Origin of the sequence: Streptomyces sp. SP18BB07 (assembly GCF_036322545.1) — a bacterium.
GTDB lineage: Bacteria > Actinomycetota > Actinomycetes > Streptomycetales > Streptomycetaceae > Streptomyces > Streptomyces deccanensis.
The window spans coordinates 37,921-59,357 of sequence record NZ_JAQYWT010000250.1; the positions used below are offsets into that span (position 1 = coordinate 37,921).

General features: G+C 71.0%; 24 protein-coding genes. 8 read left to right on the forward strand and 16 right to left on the reverse strand.

Annotated features, from left to right (window positions below; all coding sequences use genetic code 11):
* Positions 1-3: 3 nt before the first annotated feature.
* The gene (locus PUR53_RS09860; RefSeq protein ID WP_329908022.1) at positions 4-189 is read right to left on the reverse strand and encodes a DUF397 domain-containing protein; all 186 of its coding nucleotides are present in this window, start codon (positions 187-189) and stop codon (positions 4-6) included.
* Entirely contained in the window at positions 186-1,034 is an 849-nt protein-coding gene (locus PUR53_RS09865; RefSeq protein ID WP_329898580.1) for a helix-turn-helix domain-containing protein, read from the reverse strand. Before PUR53_RS09865 ends, PUR53_RS09860 begins: the two co-directional genes overlap by 4 nt.
* 117 nt (positions 1,035-1,151) lie before the next feature.
* Here PUR53_RS09865 and PUR53_RS09870 point away from each other — a divergent pair, with 117 nt between their 5' ends.
* The gene (locus PUR53_RS09870) at positions 1,152-1,892 is read left to right on the forward strand and encodes a PH domain-containing protein (RefSeq protein WP_329908024.1); all 741 of its coding nucleotides are present in this window, start codon (positions 1,152-1,154) and stop codon (positions 1,890-1,892) included.
* Here the strand turns inward: PUR53_RS09870 and PUR53_RS09875 are convergent.
* Genes PUR53_RS09875 through tsaB form a run of 4 tightly spaced genes read right to left on the reverse strand, consistent with a single transcriptional unit; the run spans position 1,846 to position 4,413 of the window.
* Positions 1,846-2,100 (reverse strand): hypothetical protein, encoded by a 255-nt coding sequence (locus PUR53_RS09875; protein WP_329898578.1) that lies wholly within the window; start codon positions 2,098-2,100, stop codon positions 1,846-1,848. The two genes, PUR53_RS09870 and PUR53_RS09875, sit on opposite strands and share 47 nt — an antisense overlap.
* Positions 2,097-3,212: a tRNA (adenosine(37)-N6)-threonylcarbamoyltransferase complex transferase subunit TsaD gene (gene tsaD, locus PUR53_RS09880; RefSeq protein ID WP_443078183.1), complete on the reverse strand. Its 1,116-nt coding sequence runs from the start codon at positions 3,210-3,212 to the stop codon at positions 2,097-2,099. The genes PUR53_RS09875 and tsaD overlap by 4 nt, the downstream gene beginning before the upstream one ends.
* Before the next feature lie 14 nt (positions 3,213-3,226).
* Positions 3,227-3,751, reverse strand: a complete 525-nt coding sequence (rimI, locus tag PUR53_RS09885) for a ribosomal protein S18-alanine N-acetyltransferase (protein WP_329908026.1) — start codon at positions 3,749-3,751, stop codon at positions 3,227-3,229.
* The gene (gene tsaB / locus PUR53_RS09890; RefSeq protein WP_329908028.1) at positions 3,748-4,413 is read right to left on the reverse strand and encodes a tRNA (adenosine(37)-N6)-threonylcarbamoyltransferase complex dimerization subunit type 1 TsaB; all 666 of its coding nucleotides are present in this window, start codon (positions 4,411-4,413) and stop codon (positions 3,748-3,750) included. Before tsaB ends, rimI begins: the two co-directional genes overlap by 4 nt.
* Positions 4,414-4,537: 124 nt before the next feature.
* On the opposite strand from tsaB, the gene PUR53_RS09895 reads away from it, so the two are divergent.
* Complete coding sequence (locus PUR53_RS09895; protein ID WP_329908030.1) at positions 4,538-5,098, forward strand: L,D-transpeptidase; 561 nt, start codon at positions 4,538-4,540, stop codon at positions 5,096-5,098.
* A 441-nt stretch (positions 5,099-5,539) separates the two neighbouring features.
* Here the strand turns inward: PUR53_RS09895 and tsaE are convergent, their stop codons facing one another.
* The 3 genes from tsaE to alr all read right to left on the reverse strand — a co-directional run bounded on the left by tsaE (position 5,540) and on the right by alr (position 8,642).
* Positions 5,540-6,100, reverse strand: a complete 561-nt coding sequence (tsaE, locus tag PUR53_RS09900) for a tRNA (adenosine(37)-N6)-threonylcarbamoyltransferase complex ATPase subunit type 1 TsaE (RefSeq protein WP_329898574.1) — start codon at positions 6,098-6,100, stop codon at positions 5,540-5,542.
* Positions 6,066-7,313, reverse strand: coding sequence for an alpha/beta fold hydrolase (locus PUR53_RS09905; RefSeq protein WP_329898573.1), 1,248 nt, complete (start codon positions 7,311-7,313; stop codon positions 6,066-6,068). The genes tsaE and PUR53_RS09905 overlap by 35 nt, the downstream gene beginning before the upstream one ends.
* 168 nt (positions 7,314-7,481) lie before the next feature.
* Positions 7,482-8,642 carry an alanine racemase gene (alr, locus tag PUR53_RS09910; protein WP_329898572.1) on the reverse strand — a complete coding sequence of 387 codons (1,161 nt, stop codon included), beginning with the start codon at positions 8,640-8,642 and terminating at the stop codon, positions 7,482-7,484.
* Between the two features lie 223 nt (positions 8,643-8,865).
* On the opposite strand from alr, the gene glmS reads away from it, so the two are divergent.
* The 3 genes from glmS (at position 8,866) to PUR53_RS09925 (ending at position 12,942) form a co-directional block, all read left to right on the forward strand.
* On the forward strand, positions 8,866-10,713 hold the full coding sequence (gene glmS / locus PUR53_RS09915; protein WP_329898571.1) for a glutamine--fructose-6-phosphate transaminase (isomerizing): 1,848 nt from the start codon (positions 8,866-8,868) through the stop codon (positions 10,711-10,713).
* Positions 10,714-10,752: 39 nt separating this feature from the next.
* Entirely contained in the window at positions 10,753-11,124 is a 372-nt protein-coding gene (locus PUR53_RS09920) for a holo-ACP synthase (protein ID WP_033528399.1), read from the forward strand.
* Positions 11,125-11,496: 372 nt separating this feature from the next.
* Entirely contained in the window at positions 11,497-12,942 is a 1,446-nt protein-coding gene (locus tag PUR53_RS09925; protein WP_329908031.1) for an NAD(P)H-hydrate dehydratase, read from the forward strand.
* A 41-nt stretch (positions 12,943-12,983) separates the two neighbouring features.
* Here the strand turns inward: PUR53_RS09925 and PUR53_RS09930 are convergent, their stop codons facing one another.
* Positions 12,984-13,145, reverse strand: a complete 162-nt coding sequence (locus PUR53_RS09930; RefSeq protein WP_329898569.1) for a hypothetical protein — start codon at positions 13,143-13,145, stop codon at positions 12,984-12,986.
* Between the two features lie 289 nt (positions 13,146-13,434).
* Between PUR53_RS09930 and coaA the strand changes: the two genes are divergently transcribed.
* Both coaA and PUR53_RS09940 read left to right on the forward strand, forming a co-directional pair.
* A complete protein-coding gene (gene coaA / locus PUR53_RS09935; protein ID WP_239756743.1) occupies positions 13,435-14,424 on the forward strand; it encodes a type I pantothenate kinase in 990 nt (329 codons plus the stop codon).
* 31 nt (positions 14,425-14,455) lie between these two features.
* Positions 14,456-15,385 carry a DUF389 domain-containing protein gene (locus PUR53_RS09940; RefSeq protein ID WP_329898568.1) on the forward strand — a complete coding sequence of 310 codons (930 nt, stop codon included), beginning with the start codon at positions 14,456-14,458 and terminating at the stop codon, positions 15,383-15,385.
* 113 nt (positions 15,386-15,498) lie between these two features.
* Here PUR53_RS09940 and glmM read toward each other — a convergent pair whose 3' ends face one another.
* The 3 genes from glmM to rplM form a co-directional block, all read right to left on the reverse strand.
* Positions 15,499-16,857, reverse strand: a complete 1,359-nt coding sequence (glmM, locus tag PUR53_RS09945) for a phosphoglucosamine mutase (RefSeq protein WP_329898567.1) — start codon at positions 16,855-16,857, stop codon at positions 15,499-15,501.
* Positions 16,858-17,111: 254 nt separating this feature from the next.
* A complete protein-coding gene (gene rpsI / locus PUR53_RS09950; RefSeq protein WP_329898566.1) occupies positions 17,112-17,624 on the reverse strand; it encodes a 30S ribosomal protein S9 in 513 nt (170 codons plus the stop codon).
* Between the two features lie 41 nt (positions 17,625-17,665).
* Positions 17,666-18,109 (reverse strand): 50S ribosomal protein L13, encoded by a 444-nt coding sequence (rplM, locus tag PUR53_RS09955; RefSeq protein WP_045559465.1) that lies wholly within the window; start codon positions 18,107-18,109, stop codon positions 17,666-17,668.
* Positions 18,110-18,408: 299 nt separating this feature from the next.
* Between rplM and PUR53_RS09960 the strand changes: the two genes are divergently transcribed.
* Positions 18,409-19,293 carry a hypothetical protein gene (locus tag PUR53_RS09960; RefSeq protein ID WP_329898565.1) on the forward strand — a complete coding sequence of 295 codons (885 nt, stop codon included), beginning with the start codon at positions 18,409-18,411 and terminating at the stop codon, positions 19,291-19,293.
* A 30-nt stretch (positions 19,294-19,323) separates the two neighbouring features.
* Here PUR53_RS09960 and truA read toward each other — a convergent pair whose 3' ends face one another.
* From truA to PUR53_RS09975, 3 genes are all read right to left on the reverse strand, one after another.
* Positions 19,324-20,187 (reverse strand): tRNA pseudouridine(38-40) synthase TruA, encoded by an 864-nt coding sequence (truA, locus tag PUR53_RS09965; protein WP_329908032.1) that lies wholly within the window; start codon positions 20,185-20,187, stop codon positions 19,324-19,326.
* A 149-nt stretch (positions 20,188-20,336) separates the two neighbouring features.
* Positions 20,337-20,843 carry a 50S ribosomal protein L17 gene (gene rplQ, locus PUR53_RS09970; protein ID WP_329898563.1) on the reverse strand — a complete coding sequence of 169 codons (507 nt, stop codon included), beginning with the start codon at positions 20,841-20,843 and terminating at the stop codon, positions 20,337-20,339.
* Positions 20,844-21,037: 194 nt separating this feature from the next.
* Positions 21,038-21,437 (reverse strand): DNA-directed RNA polymerase subunit alpha C-terminal domain-containing protein (locus PUR53_RS09975; protein WP_329908034.1); only part of this gene is annotated, 400 nt, incomplete at its 5' end.

Sequence of the window (21,437 nt, forward strand, 5' to 3'; positions counted from 1 at the left end):
GGTTCAGTCCGCCTGGGCCGCGTGCGCGACGAACGCGGCCCAGGCGGCGGGGCCGAGGCCGAGGTGGGGGCGGGTGATGTCTTTGGAGTCGCGGATGTGGATGGTGGTGGGGGTGGGGGCGACTTCGACACAGTCGTCGGCCTGCGGGCTGCTATAGCTGCTCTTGAACCAGGTGAGATCGTTGCTCATAGCGCTCCTCGGATGCTCCTCAGCAGGTCCATGGAGTCCCCGGGCGGCAGGGCCTGCGAACGCAGTGTCGCATACCGCTGGCCAAGGGTAACGACCTCTTTTACGTCCACGATCAGCTGGCTGTGCTGTTGCCCTTCGGTGTACGCGTACCGCCTCCCGTCCCCCGTCTCCAGCAGCCGGAGCGGGCCAGCGAGACAGGCGTGTGCCTCGAAAGCCATCGGCATGATCTGCACATGCACGTTGCGGGCGCCCGCCCAGGTGAGAACGTGGTCCAGCGCGCCCTTCATGACTTCCGGACCACCGAGGCGGCTCCGCAACACGGCCTCGTCGATGATGAAGTTGAACGACACGTTGGGGCGCTCTCGCAGAAGCTGCTGCCGCTCCAATCGGGCCTGGACCTGCGTTTCCATCACGTCTTCCCCGACCAACGGGATGTTGTTGGCGAACGCAGCCCGGACGTACCCCTCCGACTGCAACAGCCCCGGCAGGATGCGGCATTCGTAGGTGTCGAGGCTCACCGCCTCTCGCTCAAGCCGCGCCCACGTCCTGAACCACGCCGCCAACCCCGGCTGTCGAGCCATATGCCGAAACGCACCCCGCACCGCCCCCGTGTTGCCCGTGGCCCCCTCCGCCAGTTCCACGAACCGCTGATCCGCCAGCCGTCGCCCCAACTCGATCGAAGCCACCGAGTGTTTGGACAAATGGACCCGCGCCCCGAACTCCTCCCGGCTCAACCCCGCATGCTCCCGCAGCGCCTGGACCACCGCCCCGAACGCCCGCATGCTGTCCGACGACTCGGGCTCACCACCCGGCCCCTGCGCAGCCCACTCCACACCGTGCACCATCAACCCAGAGTGACGGCCCGCTCACGGTACTGTCCATCGAACGGCCGCGTACTCCCCCCTCAGTACACGCGGCGCCCCTCTTACCCGGCGTTCACGGCGAGGGGCTATAACGACCCGATGAGCAACGAAATCGACCGGGAGTACCGAAGACGGAGAGGCATACACCCCGCCCTCCTCGTCACCATGGCCGCGGCGGCGCTGATCATCGCCATGTCGGCGAACTCGATGATGACGCTGGGCCCGTCGAGCGGGGACGCGCTGGCCGTGACGGCCTGGCTGCTCATCGCCACCCGCGTGGCGCTGGAGCAGTTCAGGGCCCGTACGTCCGTCACGGCCGACGGCGTCACCGTACGCGGAGCGCTCCGCACCCGCAGCTGGGCCTGGTCGGAGATCTACGGCATCCGGGTCGAGGCCAACAGGTGGGGCAGCCCTCGCTGGTCGGGATACCTCTACGCGACCGACGGAACCCGAGTCCGCCTCCTGCACGTCGACGAGTACCAACTGACCGACCCGATCGCGGAGATCGCCGACCTGGGCGCCACGGCCCTGCGACTCGGGCTGACCTCCATGGACACACGGCCTGATGCGGAGGAACGCATCGCACGCGGCGCACGACGGCGTACGGCATCGCAGCGGACGGCCATCGCGAGCGCCGTGGTCATGGCCGCCATGTTCGTCATCGACGGCTGGCTGCTCTTCACCGACCGGCCGACGCACACGTATCTGATGCTCCTGGGCGTCCCGCTGGCCTGCCTACCCGTCCTCTTCTACGCCTTCGACCGCCTCGGCGAACGCCGGCACCGACGCGGCCTCACGCCCCCAGCGACTCGAACCGCCACCGGTGCACCGCCCGACTGACCAACTCCCCGCCGGGCTCCGGCAGTTCGGGCAGCTCCGCGTCGTACTCCGCGTCCCACCACGTGATGACGAGCACCCGGTCCTGCGGCGCCCGGAACGTCTCGCGCCGCAACGGCCGTAGGGGAAGCTCCTGGGCCCGCGCCCAGGCGAGGAGCTCGTCCCCTCGCCCGGCCACCGCCCGTGCCTCCCACATCAGCGCGACGGTCACGAGTACAGGTTCTCCTTGCTGACCTCGTGAACGTGATCGTGCCCGTGGTCGTGCGCATGCCCGACCGCACTCCCCGGCACATGCGGATCCGTCACCGGCAACGAAGAGTCCGCCGACAGATCCCAGTCCGAAGCGGAGCGCCCCCGCGCGACCATCTCCGCGCCCAGCGCGGCCACCATCGCCCCGTTGTCCGTGCACAACTTGGGCCGGGGCACCCGGAGTCGGATGCCGGCCGCCTCGCAGCGTTCCTGGGCGAGTACCCGGAGGCGGGAGTTGGCGGCGACACCGCCGCCGATCATCAGGTGGTCGACCCCCTCGTCCCGGCAGGCGCGCACGGCCTTCCTCGTCAGCACGTCCACCACGGCCTCCTGGAAGGACGCGGCGACGTCGCGCACCGGAACGTCCTCCCCGGCCGCCCGCTTGGCCTCGATCCAGCGGGCCACGGCGGTCTTCAGTCCGGAGAAGGAGAAGTCGTAGGCGGGGTCGCGGGGCCCGGTCAGCCCGCGTGGGAAGGCGATGGCCTCGGGGTCCCCCTCCTTCGCGTACCGGTCGATGACCGGCCCGCCCGGGAACCCGAGATTCAGCACACGAGCGATCTTGTCGAAGGCCTCCCCCGCCGCGTCGTCGATCGTCGCACCCATCGGCCGGACGTCCGACGTGATGTCCGTCGACAGCAGCAGCGACGAGTGGCCGCCCGACACCAGCAGCGCCATCGTCGGCTCGGGCAGCGCCCCGTGTTCCAACTGGTCGACGCAGATGTGGGAGGCGAGGTGGTTCACCCCGTAGAGCGGCTTGCCCAGCGCGTACGCGTACGCCTTGGCGGCCGAGACGCCCACCAGGAGCGCGCCCGCGAGGCCGGGACCTGCGGTGACGGCGATGCCGTCGAGGTCCTTCGCGCTCACCCCCGCTTCCTTCAGCGCGCGGTCGATGGTCGGGACCATCGCCTCCAGGTGCGCGCGGGAGGCGACCTCGGGCACCACGCCGCCGAACCGGGCGTGCTCATCGACGCTCGACGCGATCGCGTCGGCCAGCAGGGTCGTCCCGCGCACGATGCCGACGCCGGTCTCGTCGCAGGAGGTCTCGATCCCCAGGACCAGCGGTTCGTCAGCCATTGACCTTGCCATCCCTAGCCATTGATCTCGGTTCCTTGTACGGATGTGGAAGGGTCGTTGAGGCGCATGACCAGCGCGTCCACGTTCCCCGGCTGGTAGTAGCCGCGGCGGAAGCCGATCGCCTCGAAGCCGAAGCGTTCGTAGAGCTTCTGGGCGCGGACGTTGTCGACCCGGCATTCGAGCATCACCTGGGCGCACTCGAAGGCGGTGGCGGCCCGCAGCAGCTCGGTGAGGATCGTCGCGCCGAGGCCGGTGCCCCAGTGTTCCCGGGCGACGGCGATGGTCTGGACGTCGGCGGTGTCCCCGGCGGAGGCCAGGCCCCCGTAGCCGATGATCCGCCCTTCACCACCACCGTCCGCGCCCTCGTCCGGGGCCACCGCCACCACGTAGCGCCGGGTGGCGTTGGGGCCCCGCGCGTGGGCGAGGTCCGACCAGAACATGCCCCGGGACCAGGCGTCCTCGGGGAAGAGGTCCTTCTCCAGCTCCAGGACGGGCTCGATGTCCCACCAGCGCATCTCGCGCAGCACCGGGGTCGTCACTTGGGGGTGACCACCTTGTAGTTCTTGGGGACCTGGGCGTCGGGCCGGCGCAGGTACAGCGGCCGGGGCGGCTCCAGCTCCTCACCCTTGGCCAGCCGCTCCGCCGCCAGCGCCGCGAGGGAGGCGGCGGAGACGTGCTCGGGCGCGCGGGCGTCGCTGAAGGTGTCGGGGTACAGCAGCGCGCCCGCCCCGACGGCGGGAAGCCCGGTCACCAGCTCCGCGATCTCGGCGGGCCGGTCGACGGCCGGCTCGGTCGCTCTCGTCCGCGCGTCCTCGTACCGCGCCCAGTACACCTCCTTGCGCCGGGCGTCGGTGGCGACCACGAACGGCCCCTCGACCGTCCCCTCGACCCCGGCCGCGTACGCGAGCCCGTCGAGGGTGCACAGGCCGTGGACGGGGACCCCGAGGGCGAGGCCGAAGGTGTCGGCGGTCATGAGGCCGACGCGCAGCCCGGTGTACGGGCCGGGACCGATGCCCACGACGATGCCGGTGACGGCGCCCAGACGGGTGCCCGCCTCGGCGAGGACCCGGTCGACGGCGGGCAGCAGCAGTTCCCCGTGGCGTCGCGCGTCCACCTGACTCGACGCGGCGACGACGTCCGTCCCGTCGTGCAGCGCGACGGTGACGGCGGGGGTGGCGGTATCCAGAGCGAGCAAGAGCACGCAAACAGCCTACGGCGCTTCGGCCCGGGCCACGGCCGACCCGGTGCACGCTCCCCCTGCTGCTACCGTCACAGCACAGACGTACTTCAAGGGCGTACGTGGGTACGAGAGGTGGGCGCAGAAGGTGGCCAGTAGCAGCTCGGGATTCGTGGCCGGGCTCACCGCGGCGGCCATCGCCGCAGTCGGTTTCCTCACCTACCAGGCGTCGGCGAAAGCGCCGGACGACCTGGGGAAACCGTCCGCATCGGAGTCCCCGAAGGCCAAGCAGTCCAAGACCCCCGGCAAGGGTGAGAAGGACACGGACGAGGTGCTCCCCGAGGACTCGGGCGCCGGCGAGCGGGTCGTCTACTCCCTCGACGAAGATCGCGTCTGGCTGGTCGGCGCCAACGAGAAGGTCACCCGCACGTTCGAGGTCACCCCGAGCACGGTCGACCCCACCCCCGCCACGTACACCGTCTCGTCCCGCTCCGCCGCCGTCACCGGCTCCGACGGCACCCCGATCGAACACGTCGTCCGCTTCGCCTCGGTCGACGGCATCTCCGTGGGCTTCAGCGCGGCCGTCGACGGCTCCACCCCCCGCCCCGACCCCACCACCAAGACGGGCGGCATCCGAGAGTCCCGCAAGGATGGCAAGGCGATGTGGGAATTCGCGGGCATCGGCACAAAGGTGGTCGTGGTGGAGTAGGGGGTCCCTCTTAATCGCCGGCTGGCTGGCCGCCGGCGAGTTTCAGGGGCGCGGGGAACTGCGCGAGAACCCCCACCGAACCTGCAGCCGCGCCACAACCGCAACCACCCCTCCGAACGCGCCCCACGGCTACGCGACCTTGCGGCACCGTTCACCCACACCCCGCCGCACATCCCGCTTGACCGGCGGAGCCACGGGCGGAGCCGGCGGCGGCGTGGAAACCACCTTCGCCGCCGCACAAGCAGCCAGAAGATCCCGCATCGACACCCCGGCCACCCCGGACGGAACCGGCTCACGCTGCGCTGTCGACATGGACGCCTCCTGGGTGCCACGGCGAACCAAGTTAGGTAGACCTAACCAAGGACTGGTTACCATGTGACCACGCGGGGGACGACCGACGCAACACTTTGCCGACAGCTCGTCGGAACGATCGGCGCAGCGTCACGCCGACAGCACACCCAGTTCGACGGAGGCCCAACGTTCGCCCAGACCGGTGACCGTCACGTGCCGTACCTCGTCCGTCGTGTCCCCGACCGCCCGATGGATGACGACATTCAGCCGGTCGTCGGTCAACTCCTCGACCTTGCCCTCGCCCCACTCCACGACGATCACCGAATCCGACAGCGAGACATCGAGATCGAGGTCCTCCATCTCGTCCAGCCCGCCGCCCAGGCGATACGCGTCGACATGGACGAGCGGCGGCCCCTCCCCGAGCGACGGATGCACCCGGGCGATGACGAAGGTCGGCGAGGTGACGGCCCCGCGCACCCCGAGCCCCTCCCCGAGCCCTCTGGTGAGCGTCGTCTTCCCGGCGCCCAACTCCCCGTTGAGCATCACGAGATCACCCGCGCGCAGGAGCTTGGCCAGGCGACGGCCCAGCTCCAGCATCTGCTCGGGCGACTGGACGGTGATCTGAAGAGGCGCCCCGGAAGACCCGGAGGACCCGAAGGAACTGGAGGACCCGGACTCACCCGGGCCGTGCGGTGCTGCTGGCGCTTCCATAACCACTTACGGTAGCCCCCGCCGGCACGGCCCCCGCGCGGGTGAGCAGGTCGGCCAGCCGGTCGGTCACCACCTCGGGGTGCTCCAGCATCACCAGGTGCCCCGCGTCCGGCACGAGCACCAGCTCCGCGTCCGGCAGCAGATCGGCGATCGCCTCGCTGTGCTCGCTCGGTGTGACGAGGTCCTTGACCCCGGCCAGCACGAGCACCGGCAGCTCGGCGAAGGCCACCAGCGCCTCGGTCTTGTCGTGCTCGGTGAACGCCGGATAGAACTCGGCGACGACGTCGATGGGCGTGCCCTCGATCATCCGTTCGGCGAACCGCGCGACCGCCGGGTCGACGTCCCGCGACGCGAACGAGTACCGCTTGATGATCCCGGCGAACAGATCGGCCGTCGCCCGCCGCCCCCGCTCCACCAGCGCGGCCTGCTGCCCGAGCGCCCTCAGCACCCCCGGCAGCACCCGCCGCACCGCGTTGACGCCGGCGACGGGCAGCCCGAAGTTGACCTCGCCGAGCCGCCCCGACGACGTACCGACCAGCGCGACGGCGACGACCCGCTCGCGGATCAGCTCCGGGTAGTGCGCGGCCAGCGCCATCACGGTCATGCCGCCCATGGAGTGGCCGACCAGCACGATGGGCCCCTCGGGGACCGCCGCGTCGATGACGGCCTTGAGGTCGCGGCCCAGCTGGTCGATGGTGACCGGCAGCCCGTCGCGCACCCCGGACACCCCGCGCTCGGAGCGGCCGTGGCTGCGCTGGTCCCAGTGCACGGTCCGCACGACCCCGCGCAGCGCGGCCCGCTGGAAGTGCCAGGAGTCCTGGTTGAGGCAGTAGCCGTGGCTGAAGACTACGGTGACGGGGGCCGGGGCCTTGCGGCCGAAGAGACGGCGTCTGCGGGGCGACAGGCCCGCCTCGGGCTCGACGTCGTCGACCTCGTAGTACAGCTCGGTGCCGTCGTCGGCGACCGCCTTGCCGGGGACGCCGCGCAGCGCCCCGTACGGGCCGGTGGAGTCGAGCGCCAGGCGGGCCTTCCGGCGCATGCCGCGCCCGACGGTGAGCCGCTCTATGGCGACACCGGCCGCCGCGCCCGCCGCGACGACGCCTATCGCCGCCCCCGCGACCCCGGCTCTGCGCCAGATCCCGTCGCCGGACGCGGCCGTGGCGGCGGCCGCGCTCGCGACGGCCTCCACGGCCTCGGCGCTGCTCTCGCTCACGTCCCGCTCCTCTTCGCCGACCTGTCCGGTACCACTGTCGCTCCGCACGCCTGTACGGAGTTACCCGTCTCGTTCGTCTTTCACTTACTCGTGCGCCTACTCGTGCGCTCGCTGCTGCTCAGGTGCCCGGGATTCCCATCCTCACGGGCCCCGGTCGTCCGCGCCCGCTCACTCACCCGTGTCGACGTAGACGCGTGGAACGCGGGTTCCGATGCGCGTCACGATCTCGTACGCGATGGTCCCGGCCGCCTTCGCCCAGTCCTCGGCGGTCGGTTCACCGCCGTCACCGGACCCGAACAGCACGACCTCGTCCCCGGCGGCGGGTTCGTCCCCGCCGAGGTCGACGACGAACTGGTCCATGGCGACCCGGCCCGCGACCGTGCGCCACTTGCCGCCGACCAGGACGGGCCCGCTGCCGGAGGCGTGCCGGGGGATGCCGTCCGCGTAGCCGACGGGGACCAGACCGAGGGTCGTGGCGCCGGGCGTGACGTAGTGGTGGCCGTAGCTGACGCCGTGGCCCCCGGAGACGTGCTTGACGAGCGCGAGCGAGGCGCTGAGCCGCATCACCGGCCGCAGCCCGAGGTCGGCCGAACTGCCCAGTTCCGGGCTGGGCGAGATGCCGTAGACGGCGATGCCCGTCCGGACGAGGTCGAAGTGCGCGTCCGGCCGGGTGAGTGTGGCGGGCGAGTTGGCGATGTGCCGTACCTCGGGGCGGACGCCCCGGCCCTCGGCGAACGCGACCATCTCGCGGAAGCGGGTGAGCTGGGCGTCGATGGAGGGGTGCCCCGGCTCGTCGGCGCACGCGAGGTGCGACCAGAGCCCGGTGATTTTCACGAGCCCCTCGGCCTCCGCCCGCAGCGCCTCGGCGACCAATTCCGGCCAGTCCTCGGGCTGGCAGCCGTTGCGCCCGAGCCCGGTGTCGGCCTTGAGCTGCACCCGGGCGCGCAGGCCCGCCTGCCGGGCCGCGTCGGTGACCTCCCGCAGTGCCCACAACCCGCTGACCGCGACGTCGAGATCCGCCTCGACCGCCTCGCGCCAGGGCCCGCCCGGCGCCCAGAGCCAGCACATCAGCCGACCCGGCAGCCCCGCCGCGCGCAGCGCCAACGCCTCCTCGGGCGTGGCCGTCCCCAGCCAGGTCGCCCCGGCCTCGACCGCGGCGCGCGCACACCGGACCGCCCCGTGGCCGTAGGCGTCCGACTTGACGACGGCCATCAGCTCGGCGCCCGGCGCCGACGCGCGCAGCGTCCGCACATTGGCCCGCAGGGCGTCCAGATCGATCTCCGCACGGGCCCGAAGAGGCGCGTGCGGCACAGGTGCTGTCTCACTCATGTCAGCCCCAGTGTCGCAGAGCCACCGGAAGCGCCCCGTAGGGGCGCGGGGCTGTATCACTCTGCGGCTCCGCCGCGTGGGCGCGACCAGCCACGACGAACCCGCACCCCGCGACGCTCAGAACCCCCACCCCGAACCCGCCTCATTCACCCGCCACCCCCTTGTCACGTACAGTCACCCACGACACACGACAGGTCGCAAACGGCACGACACAGGGGTTGCTATGTGCGGAATCGTGGGATACATCGGCTCGCAGTCCGCCCTCGACGTGGTCCTCGCCGGACTGAAGCGGCTGGAGTACCGCGGGTACGACTCCGCCGGCGTGGCGGTGGCGGCCGACGGGGGCCTCGCCGCCGCGAAGAAGGCCGGGAAACTGGTCAACCTGGAGAAAGAGCTGGTCGGCCGCCCCCTGCCGACCGGTTCGACCGGCATCGGCCACACCCGCTGGGCCACCCACGGCGGCCCCACGGACACCAACGCCCACCCGCACCTCGACAACGCGGGCCGCGTCGCCGTCGTCCACAACGGCATCATCGAGAACTTCGCCGCGCTGCGCACCGAACTGGCCGAGCGGGGCCACACCCTGACGTCCGAGACGGACACCGAGGTCGTCGCCCACCTCCTCGCCGAGGAGTTCTCCTCCTGCGACGACCTCGCGGAGGCGATGCGGCTGGTGTGCCGCCGCCTGGAGGGCGCGTTCACGCTGGTCGCGGTGCACGCAGACGCGCCGGACGTGGTCGTGGGCGCCCGCCGCAACTCACCCCTGGTGGTCGGCGTCGGCGAGGGCGAGGCCTTCCTCGCCTCCGACGTCGCCGCGTTCATCGCCCACACCCGCTCGGCGATCGAGCTGGGCCAGGACCAGGTCGTCGAACTGCGCCGCGACGGCGTGACGGTGACCACCTTCGACGGCCGCCCCGCCGACGTCCGCCCGTACCACGTCGACTGGGACGTGTCGGCGGCGGAGAAGGGCGGCTACGACTACTTCATGCTCAAGGAGATCGCCGAACAGCCCAAGGCGGTCGCCGACACGCTCCTCGGCCGGATCGACGCGGCGGGCTCGCTCTCCCTGGACGAGGTCCGCATCCCCGACCGGGAACTGCGCGAGCTGGACAAGGTGGTCATCGTGGCGTGCGGTACGGCGTTCCACGCGGGCCTCATCGCCAAGTACGCCATCGAGCACTGGACCCGCATCCCCTGCGAGGTGGAGCTGGCCAGCGAGTTCCGCTACCGGGACCCGATCCTCGGACCGCGCACCCTGGTCATCGCCATCTCCCAGTCCGGCGAGACCATGGACACGCTGATGGCGCTGCGGCACGCCCGCGAGCAGGGCGCCCGGGTCCTCGCCATCTGCAACACCAACGGCTCGACGATCCCCCGCGAGTCCGACGCGGTCCTCTACACCCACGCGGGCCCGGAGGTCGCGGTCGCCTCGACGAAGGCGTTCCTGACGCAGCTGGTGGCCTGCTATCTGGTCGCCCTGTATCTCGGCCAGGTACGCGGCACCAAGTGGGGCGACGAGATCCGGGCCGTGATCCGCGACCTGTCCCGTATCTCCCACGAGGTGGAGCGGGTCCTCGAAACGATGGAGCCGGTACGGGAGTTGGCGCGCACCCTGGCCGACAAGAACACGGTCCTCTTCCTGGGCCGGCACGTGGGCTATCCCGTCGCCCTCGAAGGCGCCCTGAAGCTCAAGGAGTTGGCCTACATGCACGCGGAGGGCTTCGCGGCGGGCGAGCTGAAGCACGGTCCGATCGCCCTGATCGAGGAGGACCTCCCGGTGGTCGTCGTGGTCCCCTCCCCGGCGGGCCGCTCCCTGCTCCACGACAAGATCGTCTCCAACATCCAGGAGATCCGCGCGCGGGGTGCCCGCACGATCGTCATCGCGGAGGAGGGCGACGAGACGGTGGTCCCGTACGCCGACCACCTGATCCGCGTCCCGGCGACCCCGACGCTGCTCCAGCCCCTGGTCGCCACGGTCCCCCTCCAGGTCTTCGCCTGCGAACTGGCCACGGCCCGGGGCAACGAGGTGGACCAGCCGCGGAACCTGGCGAAGTCGGTGACGGTGGAGTGAGCGGCCGGGGCCCGCGCCGCTGGGGCTAGGGTGCGGATCATGCCCATCATCGGAGTCGGCATCGACGTCGCCGAGATCGACCGTTTCCGTGCCTCGCTGGAGCGCACGCCCAGCATGGCCGACCGCCTCTTCCTCCCGAGCGAGCTCCTCCTCCCCAGCGGCGAACGCCGGGGCATCGCCTCCCTCGCGGCCCGCTTCGCCGCGAAGGAGGCTCTGGCCAAGGCCCTCGGCGCGCCCAGCGGCCTGCGCTGGACCGACGCGGAGGTCTACGTCGAACCCTCCGGCCAACCCCGCCTCCGCGTCACCGGCACGGTCGCGTCCCGCGCCTCGGAACTGGGCGTCCAGTCCTGGCACATCTCCCTGAGCCACGACGCGGGGGTGGCCTCGGCGGTGGTGATCGCGGAGGGGTGAGGGCGGTGTCGGCGCCTCGTAGCTCGGGGGTGCGGTCTAGGGCGCCTCATGGCTCGGGGGTGCGCGTCATCGGGCGGCTGCGGGCCGTGCGTGGCTGATCGCGCAGTTCCCCGCGCCCCTAAAAAAGCAGGGGCTTCGCCCCTGCCCCTTCCCCACCCCACCCCGCCCCCACCCCCCTGCGGGCAATCGTGCCGCTGGGGCGATGGGGGCACCTCCCGCTCGAGCGAAGCCAAGAGTGGGGGAGGGTGGGCGCAGGCGGCGCCTCGCAACCGCCGAGCAGCGGACCCCACCCCCGGCCAGCGACGACAGAGGGGCACCCAAGAACCCCCGGCCCACCCCCAACCGCCCCCAAAGGCAAGGCAGACTCGTCCCATGCGCTCAGCCCACCGTGTACAAACCGTCCGCACAGCCGAACGCACCCTCATGGCCCGCCTCCCCGACGGCGCCCTGATGCAACGCGCCGCCGCCGGCCTGGCCACAGCCTGCGCCGACCTCCTCGGCCGCGTGTACGGCAGCCGCGTCGTCGTCCTCACCGGCAGCGGCGACAACGGCGGCGACGCCCTGTACGCGGCCGCCCGCCTGGCAAGGCGAGGCGCGGGCGTCACCGCCGTACTGCTCTCCCCCGACCGCACCCACCCGGCCGCCCTCAAGGCCCTCCGCCGGGCGGGCGGCACCACGACCACCCCCCACGCCACCACCACCCCCACCGCCCTCGCCCGCGCCGACCTCGTCCTGGACGGCATCGTCGGCATCGGCGGCAAGGGCGGCCTCCGCCCCGACGCCGCCCGCCTCGCCGCCCTCCTCGCCGACTCCCCCGCCGCGGTCGTCGCCGTGGACCTCCCGAGCGGCATCGAGCCGGACACCGGCGAGGTGCACGGCGCAGCCGTCCGCGCCGACCTCACCGTCACCTTCGGCACCCACAAACCGGGCCTCCTCATCGACCCGGCCCGCGAGTACGCCGGTTCGGTCCGCCTGATCGACATCGGCCTCGCGGAGACCCTCCCGTCCACCCCCGCCCTGGAGTCCCTCCAGCACGCGGACGTGGCCGCCCTCCTCCCCCGCCCCACCGGCGAGAGCGACAAGTACCGCCGAGGAGTCGTGGGCATCGCGGCAGGCTCGACCCGCTACCCGGGCGCGGCGGTCCTCGCGGTCGCGGGCGCCCTGCGCGGCGGCGCGGGCGCCGTCCGCTACGTGGGCGCCGCCACCGAAGCGGTCCTCGCCCGCTACCCGGAGACCCTCGTCTCGAACACGGGCCCGAAGAAGGCGGGCCGGGTGCAGGCCTGGGTCGCGGGCCCCGGCGCGGGCGACGACCCGACCCCGGTCGCCGAGGCCCTCGCTTCGGACGTCCCGGTCCTCCTCGACGCGGACGGCCTCCGCCTCGCCGACCGCGACACGGTCCGCACCCGCGAGGCCCCGACCCTGATGACCCCGCACGCGGGAGAGGCGGCCGCCCTCCTGGGCATCTCCCGGGAGGAGGTCGAGGCCGCCCGCCTCACCGCCGTACGCGACCTGGCCCGCGCCTACGACGCCACGGTCCTCCTCAAGGGCTCCACCACCCTCGTCGCCACCCCGGACCCCGCGACCCCGGTCCGCGTCAACGCAACCGGCACCCCCTGGCTCGCCACCGCCGGCAGCGGCGACGTTCTCTCGGGCCTGGCAGGCTCGCTCCTGGCAGCGGGCCTCTCCCCCCTGGACGCGGCGAGCGCGGCGGCGTACCTCCACGGCCTGGCAGGCCGCTACGCCGCCGACGGCGCCCCCACCAGCGCCCACGACGTGGCGGAGGCCATCCCGAGGGCCTGGCGGGACATCACCTCATGACACCGCCCCGCCACCTCATGGCATCACCCCGCCGACCTGGCTCAACTCCCCTCCTCGATCCGGTCGATGGCCTCCCGCACCAGACCCAGATACTCGACCTCCTCGCACCGCGGCTTGCTGCCCATTCGGTACATGTCGATCGCGTCGTCGAGGTGCTCGCCCAGATCCTCGTCCGGCAGGTCCGCCGAGAGTTCGCTGCACACCCGTCCGGCGAGCTCCGCGTCCCCGCGCGCAGACCCCCGTCGAACGGCGTCCCGTAACCGCAGACGCACGCCAAAAGCCATCCCCATCCCCCATTTCCCCCTGGTCGACCGGGAGGCGGCTCCCTCCCGACCGCCCGGACGCTAGTCCTCCCCACACCCCAGGTCCATACCTTCGCCGCAGTTCACGCACAGCGAAGGGAGAACCCCCTACCGTGCCTCTTCGCCCGGCGTGACGGAGCCCACCGGCCCCCACCCCGCCACCCCGTTCAAACTCCGTTAACAATGGACTGTGATCTCACCGGTCTCCTCGTTGCCGCGGAGCGCCCACCGGCCCAGGCCGGAGGCGACTCCCTACGTCGACCTCACCCGTGCCGAGTGGAGCGCGCTGCGCGAAAAGACGCCGCTCCCGCTGAACGCCGAGGAGGTCGAGAAGCTGCGCGGTCTGGGCGATGTCATCGACCTCGACGAGGTCCGGGACATCTATCTGCCGCTGTCCCGGCTCCTCAACCTCTACGTGGGCGCCACCGACGGCCTGCGCGGCGCCCTGAACACCTTCCTCGGCGAGCAGGGCTCCCAGTCCGGCACCCCGTTCGTCATAGGCGTCGCCGGCTCCGTGGCCGTCGGCAAGTCCACCGTCGCCCGCCTCCTCCAGGCCCTCCTGGCCCGCTGGCCCGAGCACCCGCGCGTCGAACTGGTCACCACCGACGGCTTCCTGCTCCCCATGAAGGACCTCCAGGAACGCGGCCTGGTCTCCCGCAAGGGCTTCCCCGAGTCGTACGACCGCCGGGCCCTGACCCGTTTCGTCGCCGACATCAAGGCAGGCAAGGACGAGGTGACGGCCCCCGTCTACTCCCACCTCATCTACGACATCGTCCCCGACCGGAAGCTGACGGTCCGCCGCCCCGACATCCTCATCGTCGAGGGCCTGAACGTCCTGCAGCCCGCCCTCCCCGGCAGCGACGGCCGCACCCGCGTCGGTCTCGCCGACTACTTCGACTTCAGCGTGTACGTCGACGCCGGCGCCGACGACATCGAGCGCTGGTACCTCAACCGCTTCAAGAAGCTCCGCCAGACCGCGTTCCAGAACCCCGACTCGTACTTCCGCAAGTACACCCAGGTCTCCGAGGACGACGCCCTCGACTACGCCCGCACGCTCTGGCGCACCATCAACAAGCCCAACCTCATCGAGAACATCGCCCCCACCCGGGGCCGCGCCACCCTCATCATCCGCAAGGGCGCCGACCACAAGGTCCGCCGCCTCAGCCTGCGCAAGCTGTAGCGCCTTCACCTGTCCCGGCTACCCTGCGGGCATGCTGCATCTGCGCCTGATCACCCCGCCGGGCAAGACCGACGAGGTGGTGCACCTGATCGAGAGGACGGTCGGGACGACCCACCTCGTCGTCATGCCGGGTGCCGCCCGCGACCCCGCCGGAGACGTCGTCATGTGCGACGTGGCACGTGAGGCGGGCGACGAACTGATCGGCGAGCTAAGGGCGTTGGACCTCGACCGCACCGGCTCCATCGCTGTCGAGAACATCGACCTGTCGCTCTCCCAGCGTGCCGACAAGGCCGAGAAGGACGCGCCCGGCGAGGGCGCCGACGCGGTCCTCTGGGAGCACCTGACGGACGCGACCCACGAGGAGTCGACGCTCTCCATCACCTACGTCGCCTTCATCACCCTCGCCACGATGATCGCGGCCTGCGGCGTGGTCCTCGACAACGCGATCCTGATCGTCGGCGCGATGGCGGTCGGCCCGGAGTTCGGTCCCCTGGCCGGCATCAGCACGTCCATCGTCCAACGCCATCCGCGCCTCGCCCTGCGCTCCCTGGTGGCCCTGCTCGTGGGCTTCGCGGTGGCCATGGCGGCGACGGTCGCCTTCAGCCTCTTCATGGACGCGCTCGGCTACTTCACCGAGGCGAAGCTGGAGGCCGACCGCCCCAACACCGCCTTCGTCTACGCCCCCGACGCCTTCTCCTTCATCGTGGCGGTCCTCGCGGGCATCGCGGGCACCCTCTCCCTGACCTCAGCCAAGTCGGGAGCCCTGGTGGGCGTCGCCATCTCGGTCACCACGGTCCCGGCGGCGGCGAACGCGGCAGTGGCCCTGGCCTACGGCGACACCAAGCAGACGGTGGGCTCCACGGAGCAACTGCTCCTGAACCTGCTGGGCATCATCCTGGCGGGCACCCTCACCCTGCTCCTCCAGAAGTGGCTGTGGTCAAGGCAACGCAGCACCTCATAACCAGGGGCACACAGAAAAGGGGCGCGGGGAACTGCGCGACAAGCCACGAATCACCCGCGCCCCGCAACACACAGAACCCCACGCCCCTACCCGGAACGCACAGCCCCCCAGACCTACCCGAGCGCGGACTTCACCGCGTCAGCAAGCCGCCCCGCAACCGAACGCGCCTGCTCGATGTCCGCGGCCTCCACCATCACCCGAACCAACGGCTCGGTCCCGGACGGCCGCAACAACACCCGCCCCGTGGACCCGAGTTCACCCTCGGCCTCGGCGACCGCCGCCGCCAGCTCCGTGGACGTGGACACCCGCGACCGATCCACGTCCGGCACGTTGATGAGCACCTGCGGCAACCGCTCCATGACTCCGGCCAGCTCCTGCAGCGTACGGCCGGTCTGCGCGACCCGCGCCGCCAGCAGCAGCCCCGTCAGCGTGCCGTCACCCGTCGTCGCGTGGTCGGAGATGATCACGTGCCCGGACTGCTCGCCCCCGAGCGCGTACCCGTGCTCCTTCATCTCCTCCAGCACGTACCGGTCCCCGACCCCCGTCTGGACGAGGCGCAGCCCCTCCCGCTCCAGCGCCAGCTTGAACCCGAGGTTGGACATCACCGTCGCCACGACCGTGTCGGCCCGCAGCGCGGAGCGCTCCCGCATCGCCAGCGCGAGCACCGCGAGGATCTGGTCCCCGTCGACCTCGTTGCCCTCGTGGTCCACCGCGAGGCACCGGTCCGCGTCCCCGTCGTGCGCGATGCCGAGGTGCGCCCCGTGCTCCAGGACTGCGGCCTTCAGCGGCCCAAGGTGCGTCGACCCGCACCCGTCGTTGATGTTGAGCCCGTCCGGCTCGGCCCCGATCGTGACGATCTCGGCGCCGGCGCGGGTGAACACCTCCGGCGAGACCCCGGCGGCGGCGCCGTGCGCCTCGTCGAGGACGATCTTGAGTCCGTCGAGCCGGTTGGGGAGGGCGGAGAGCAGATGCTCGACGTACTGCCCGAAGCCGTCGTCGTAGGACCGGACGCGCCCGACGCCCGCACCCGTGGGCCGCTCCCAGGGGGCCCCGGTGCGGTGTTCCTCGTAGACGCCCTCGATCCTGTCCTCCAGCTCGTCGGCGAGCTTGTGACCGCCGCGGGCGAAGAACTTGACGCCGTTGTCCGGCATGGCGTTGTGGCTGGCGGAGAGCATCACGCCGAGGTCGGCGCCCAGCTCGCCGGTGAGGAACGCGACCGCGGGGGTCGGCAGCACACCGACGCGCAGCACGTCGACGCCCGCGCTGGCGAGGCCGGCCACGACGGCCGCCTCCAGGAACTCCCCGGACGCTCGCGGATCCCGCCCGACCACCGCCACCGGCTTGTGGCCCTCGAACGTTCCCGCCTCGGCGAGTACGTGTGCCGCCGCGACGGAGAGTCCGAGCGCGAGCTCGGCCGTCAGATCCGCGTTGGCGACACCGCGCACGCCGTCCGTGCCGAAGAGTCGTCCCACTGTGGTGTCCTCCGAATTGCTCAGAATGTGCGGCTCGTACTGATGGTCACGAGTGTCCCGGCATTCCCCTGACCAAGTACATCCCCTGAGACTGTCCTCCCCCTTTCGGGGTTGTACCGACAGTCTGTGTATAAGCCTGCGATGAACGAAAAAGCCCTGCTAAGCAAACCGCCCCGGTGGCACGGATACGTGCCACCGGGGCGATACGCGCAATGCGCGACGCACGCGAATCGCGCCCAGCGGCGCGAGCGCGATTAGCGCTTGCTGTACTGCGGAGCCTTGCGGGCCTTCTTCAGACCGGCCTTCTTGCGCTCGACCGCACGGTCGTCGCGGCGGAGGAAGCCGGCCTTCTTGAGGGCGCCACGGTTGTTGTCGACGTCGGCCTCGTTCAGCGCGCGGGCGACACCGAGACGGAGCGCACCGGCCTGACCGGAGACACCGCCACCGGAGATGCGGGCGATGACGTCGTAACGGCCCTCGAGCTCCAGCACCTTGAAGGGCTCGTTGACTTCCTGCTGGTGCACCTTGTTGGGGAAGTAGTCCTCAAGGGTGCGACCGTTGATCTTCCACTTGCCGGTGCCCGGGACGATCCGGACGCGGGCGATGGCGTTCTTGCGACGGCCCAGGCCGGCGGCCGGCTGCGGGTCGCCGAAGCGGGAGGCCGTGGACTCGGAGGTGTACTCGCCCTCGACGGGGACGTCCGACTCCGTGGTGTAGCTGTCGATGTCAAGCTCTTCGAGCGGCTGCTCGGCAGTGGTCTCGGCCACGATTCTCCTCAGATCTTTTCTGTTTGGGGGTGTGGCCGGAACTACTGCGCGACCTGGGTGATCTCGAACGGCACCGGCTGCTGGGCAGCGTGGGGGTGCTGGTCGCCCGAGTAGACCTTCAGCTTCGAGAGCATCTGACGGCCCAGGGTGTTCTTGGGGATCATGCCCTTGATGGCCTTCTCGACGGCCTTCTCGGGGTTCTTCGCCAGCAGCTCGTCGTAACGGACGGAGCGCAGACCACCCGGGTAGCCGGAGTGGCGGTACGCCAGCTTCTGGGTCTTCTTGTTGCCGGACAGGTGAACCTTGTCGGCGTTGATGATGATGACGAAGTCGCCCATGTCCATGTGAGGGGCATAGGTCGGCTTGTGCTTGCCACGGAGGAGGTTCGCGGCAGTGGTAGCCAGACGACCCAGGACGATGTCCTGTGCGTCGATGACGTGCCACTGGCGAGTCACATCGCCGGGCTTGGGGCTGTACGTACGCACTTCGCAGCCTTCTTCTTCAGTGGATGGGTGGTGACACATGGCATCACTGAAGCGATCGTGCAGCTGGGGACGACAGTGCCGGGAACGCTGCCCGTATGCCGCCCACTGGTAACTGCTCCAGGGAACCTACGCACGGCTTCTCGCCTGAGAGCGACCAAGCCAATACGCATAACAATCGGCAAGCGTACCGGGGCGGCCCCGGACGGGTCAAAACGGCCCCGGTACCGAGGGGTAACCCGGTATCAGGGCGTGACCTGGAACTGACAACGGCCTCCCCTCGCCCGTCTAAACTGCGCCCCATGAGCTTTGGGCAGGGGGGGTCTCAGTGGAGCCCCGGGGGTTCCCGCGATCCGTGGGACAATCAGTGGAGTTCCTCCAGTAACCAGACCCCGGACTGGGCGTCACTCGCCGAGCAGTCCGAAACACGCAACAGGCGCCGCAGACTCCTGCTGATCGTCGGCGGCGCCCTCGCCACGGTCGGCATAGGCGTCGCCGTGGCGGTGGCCGTCGTCAACACCGACAACGGCTCCACCACGGCGAACGGCCCGAACGACCTGCCGGCCACGGCGGGCATCCCGAGCGCCAGCGCCAAGACGGACCCGTCGTTCGCGCCGACCTCGGCCCCGCCCCCGCTGAACCCGAAGGACTTCATCTCCAGCTCGGGCAAGGACAAGGCGCCGATCAGCCCGGACATCCTCTTCCCGGGCTCCCAGCTGACCAAGCGCGAGGGTGTCGTCTACCGCAAGGGCGCCACGGCCTCGACGAAGGACTGCGCCTCGGCCGTCCAGGGCACCCTCGACAAGCTCCTCACCAGCAACGACTGCACCCGCTTCATGCGCGTGACCTACTCCCGGGACAAGGTCGCGACCACCATCGGCGTCGCCCTGTTCGACACCGAGGCCCAGGCGACCAAGGTCAAGGAGGACTGGGACAAGGTGAGCACCATCGTCTCCCTCTCCGGTGAGGGCGTCCCCGTCTTCTGCCGTACGACGGTGTGCCGGACGACCGCCAACTCCTACGGCCGCTACACCTACTTCACCCTCTCCGGCTTCACCGACGGCCGGGACGTGACGGAGAAGGACAAGACCGTCTTCACCGCCGGCGACGACCTCAGTACGTCCACGTACGGACAGATCCGCCGCCGCGGCGAGACCCAGGCCGCCGCCGCGGCCAACGGCCAGTAACCCGGGTCCCCAGTCCCCCGCCGCCCGGGGTCAGCAGCAGCCGCCCCCGGGCACCCCCGGCAGACTCCGCCGGTTCCGCGCCTCCCTGCTCCGCGCGGCCAGCAGCTCGTCCGCCGGGTACCCGACCTCCTCCAGGGTCAGCCCGTGCGGCCGTACGACATGCACGGCGGAGTCCCGTACCCCGGCGGCCAGCACCTTCCCGGGCCAGTCGGTCCCCCGGTGGCCGTCCCCCACGAACAGCAGGGCCCCGATCAGCGAGCGCACCATGTTGTGGCAGAACGCGTCGGCCCGCACGGTGGCGGTGATGATCCCGTCGTCCCCGCGCACCAGGCTCAGCTCCTGCAGCGTACGGATGGTGGTCGCCCCCTCCCGCCGCTTGCAGTACGCGGCGAAGTCGTGCTCCCCCAGCAGCGCCCGGGCCGCCTCGTTCATGGCGTCCACGTCGAGCGGCCAGTCGTGCCACAGCACATGACCCCGCAGCAACGGGTCCACACCACCGGGGTTGTCGGTGACCCGATAGGCGTACCGCCGCCAGATCGCCGAGAACCGCGCGTTGAAGCCACTGGGCGCCTCCCTGAGCGCCCACACCCGCACATCCCTCGACAGCCGCCCCGCGAGCCGCTTCAGCAGCTTCTCGTGGTGCTCGCGCCAGACCGCCTCCGGCAGATCCACGTGCGCCACCTGCCCCCGCGCGTGCACCCCGGCGTCGGTCCGCCCGGCCACGGTCAGCTCGAAGGTCTCCCGCGACCGCGTCACGGTCCGCAGCGCGTCCTCGATCTCCCCCTGCACGGTCCGCCGCCCCCCGGCCTGCTTGGCCCACCCGGAGAACTCACTGCCGTCGTACGACAGATCGAGCCGAACACGGACATGACCGGGCTGTACTTCGTCACTCACCCCTGGATCCTCTCAGGTACAAAAAAGCGGGCCCGCTCCCGTAACAGGAACGGACCCACTCAGACGCGCCCCGTCTTCCTAGGGGCGCGGGGAACTGCGCGAACAACCACGACGAACCCGCAGCCGAGAACGCAGCCCCCGCAGAACGCTTACGCGTCCTTCGACTCCTCGGCAGCCTCATCGGCGGCGTCGTCAGCCTTGGTGGTGTCCACCTTGGCCTCAGCGGCCGGCGCCTCCGCGTCCTTGGCGGCACGCTTCGTCGCGGCCTCGGCCTCGCCCGTCGCCTGCTGCGCGACGGTCAGCGCCTCGACCAGCTCGATGACAGCCATGGGCGCGTTGTCGCCACGACGGTTACCGATCTTGGTGATCCGGGTGTAGCCACCCGGACGGTTCTCGTACCGCGGGCCGATCTCGGTGAAGAGCGTGTGCACGACGCTCTTGTCCGTGATGACCTGGAGCACCTGGCGGCGGTTGTGAAGGTCGCCCTTCTTCGCCTTGGTGACCAGACGCTCGGCGTAGGGCCGCAGACGACGGGCCTTCGCCTCGGTGGTGGTGATCCGGCCGTGCTCGAAGAGCGACTTCGCGAGGTTCGCGAGGAGCAGCTTCTCGTGCGCGGCGCTGCCGCCCAGACGGGCACCCTTGGTGGGCTTCGGCATGGTGTTTCTCCTAGGTGTCTGCCCCGGCCGTATCAGGTACCGAGGTCAGTATCTGAGCAGGCGGTCGCCTGTCAGAGATCCGGGGCGCCCTTTTCAAGGCGTCCCGGAGGATCCGCGCCCCGTGAGGGGCGCGGGGAACTGCGCGACCAGCCACAACGGCCCCGCAGCCAGAATCCGGCCGTCTCGCGGAGCGACTAGTACTGCTCGGTCTCCACGAAACCGGCGTCGGCGTCGTCGTCCGCACCGAACGCGTCGGCCGCGGCGGTCGGGTCGAACCCGGGAGGCGAGTCCTTGAGCGCCAGGCCCATGCCCGCCAGCTTCGCCTTGACCTCGTCGATCGACTTCGCACCGAAGTTGCGGATGTCGAGCAGGTCCGCCTCGGAGCGCGCGACCAGCTCACCCACGGAGTGGATGCCCTCACGCTTGAGGCAGTTGTACGACCGAACGGTGAGCTCGAGCTCCTCGATCGGCAGCGCCAGATCGGCGGCGAGCGCGGCGTCCGTCGGGGACGGGCCCATGTCGATGCCCTCGGCGTCGATGTTCAGCTCGCGCGCGAGACCGAACAGCTCGACCAGCGTCTTACCCGCCGACGCC

Excerpts from the sequence above, each read along its gene's own strand:
- PUR53_RS09960 (WP_329898565.1), top strand. The coding sequence starts at position 18,409 with ATGAGCTTTGGGCAGGGGGGGTCTCAGTGGAGCCCCGGGGGTTCCCGC.
- glmS (WP_329898571.1), top strand. The coding sequence starts at position 8,866 with ATGTGCGGAATCGTGGGATACATCGGCTCGCAGTCCGCCCTCGACGTG.
- rplQ (WP_329898563.1), bottom strand. The coding sequence starts at position 20,843 with ATGCCGAAGCCCACCAAGGGTGCCCGTCTGGGCGGCAGCGCCGCGCAC.
- PUR53_RS09920 (WP_033528399.1), top strand. The coding sequence starts at position 10,753 with ATGCCCATCATCGGAGTCGGCATCGACGTCGCCGAGATCGACCGTTTC.
- PUR53_RS09865 (WP_329898580.1), bottom strand. The coding sequence starts at position 1,034 with ATGGTGCACGGTGTGGAGTGGGCTGCGCAGGGGCCGGGTGGTGAGCCC.
- PUR53_RS09860 (WP_329908022.1), bottom strand. The coding sequence starts at position 189 with ATGAGCAACGATCTCACCTGGTTCAAGAGCAGCTATAGCAGCCCGCAG.
- tsaE (WP_329898574.1), bottom strand. The coding sequence starts at position 6,100 with ATGGAAGCGCCAGCAGCACCGCACGGCCCGGGTGAGTCCGGGTCCTCC.
- tsaD (WP_443078183.1), bottom strand. The coding sequence starts at position 3,212 with ATGGCTGACGAACCGCTGGTCCTGGGGATCGAGACCTCCTGCGACGAG.
- PUR53_RS09940 (WP_329898568.1), top strand. The coding sequence starts at position 14,456 with ATGCTGCATCTGCGCCTGATCACCCCGCCGGGCAAGACCGACGAGGTG.
- PUR53_RS09925 (WP_329908031.1), top strand. The coding sequence starts at position 11,497 with ATGCGCTCAGCCCACCGTGTACAAACCGTCCGCACAGCCGAACGCACC.
- alr (WP_329898572.1), bottom strand. The coding sequence starts at position 8,642 with ATGAGTGAGACAGCACCTGTGCCGCACGCGCCTCTTCGGGCCCGTGCG.
- PUR53_RS09870 (WP_329908024.1), top strand. The coding sequence starts at position 1,152 with ATGAGCAACGAAATCGACCGGGAGTACCGAAGACGGAGAGGCATACAC.